Origin of the sequence: Gordonia paraffinivorans NBRC 108238, from assembly GCF_000344155.1 — a bacterium.
GTDB lineage: Bacteria > Actinomycetota > Actinomycetes > Mycobacteriales > Mycobacteriaceae > Gordonia > Gordonia paraffinivorans.
On record NZ_BAOQ01000085.1, the window covers coordinates 1 to 1647 of the forward strand.

Here is a 1647-nt window from a genome sequence, read left to right on the forward strand (position 1 = left end):
CCTCGATCCACCGATTTGTTTGTGATCGGTCGGTGAGGGATAGACGAAATGCCCTGTCTGAGTGACAGGATGGGACTTGCTTAGGGTTCCATCCGTGCACACAGAAGGGCATCTCGTAGATGCGATTGTCTCACACGTCTCCGGTTCGGTCTGCATCGTTCGATGATCCGAATCTCCTCGCTACGGCTGGGTTGGTGCCGGTGATGACGCTGGCAGAACGGGCCGGGCTCTCGGAGTTGGCTTGTGAGCATCTGAGCGTGCCGACCGACAAGGGCGCCAACCCCGATCGGAAAATGTTCTCGCTGGTCGCCGGGATGGTGGCCGGCGCGGACAGTATCGACGACATGGCCCTGTTGCGGCATGGGGCGATGGGCCGGGTGTTCGATCACCCGTACGCGCCGTCGACGCTGGGATCATTCCTACGGGAGTTCCGGTTCGGGCATGTCCGCCAGCTCGATGCGATTGCCTCCCGGATGCTGGTCGGACTGCACGCTCACTCTCCGGTCCTGGCCGGCATCGACGGTGCGGTGATGGTCGATATCGACGACTCGATCATCGAGGTCCACGGCCCGGCCAAACAAGGGGCCGGGTTCGGCTACACCCGGGTGCGTGGGTTGAACTCGGCCATCACCACCCTCACCTGCGGGCAGGGTGCTCCGGTGATCGCGGCGCAACGCCTGCGTAAGGGTGCGTGCAATTCTGCGCGCGGGGCGCACCGGTTGATCGCCGATACGCTGGCGACCCTCACACGGATACGTTCGGCTGGTGCGTCGGGTCCTGTTCTGCTGCGAGCTGATTCGGCGTTCTACGGCTCTCGGGCGGTCACGACCGCGATCCGGGCCGGCGCCCAGGTATCGGTCACCGTGCGCCAAGACTCCCACGTACGGGCAGCGATCAGCGAGATCACCGATGACGCGTGGACGCCGATCGAGTACACCGACGCCCTCTACGACCCCGACAGCGGGCAGTGGATCTCGCGTGCTGAGGTCGCCGAAATACCGTTCACCGCGTTCACCTCCAAAGCCAAAGCCCTGCAGGTACCCGGGCGGCTGGTGGTGCGGCGTATCCCCGACTTCGCGCCTGAGGGGGACGGCTTGTTCGAGGTGTGGCGGTTTCATGCGTTCTTCACCACCAGCGCTCTGGACACCGTCACCGCCGACAAGACTCACCGCCAGCATGCGATCATCGAGCAGGTCCACGCCGACCTCAAGGCCTCCGCCTTGGCGCACCTACCGTCGGGACAGTTCTGTGCGAACGCCGCGTGGTTGGTGTGTGCGGTGATCGCGTTCAATCTGACTCGTGCTGCCGCAACCCTGAGTGGGCAACGTCTGGCCAAGGCCACCACCTCCACGATCCGCCGCACCCTGATCTGCATCCCAGCCCGTATCGCATCCTCAGCCCGACAAATGACGATGCACCTGCCCGACGGCTGGCCCTGGAAACACGAATGGAACCGACTCTTCGACAACACAATCAGACGAAAACAGCCCGTCTGACCCCTAACCACCCGGCCCGGCAGGCCCCGACCGAAACCCAGTGAAACACGCCGACATTCAGAGGTCGGCGACACAAACACGCCTCCACCCAGACCCAACCCGCTCAACACGATTCACCACACCGCCACAAGCCGATCGGTGGATCGAGGCT

Annotated in this window: 1 protein-coding gene; it reads left to right on the forward strand. The window is 63.9% G+C overall.

Annotated elements, in window-relative coordinates:
• Positions 1 to 119: 119 nt before the first annotated feature.
• A complete protein-coding gene (locus GP2_RS20730) occupies positions 120 to 1496 on the forward strand; it encodes an IS1380 family transposase (protein WP_040527684.1) in 1377 nt (458 codons plus the stop codon).
• Positions 1497 to 1647 lie beyond the last annotated feature (151 nt).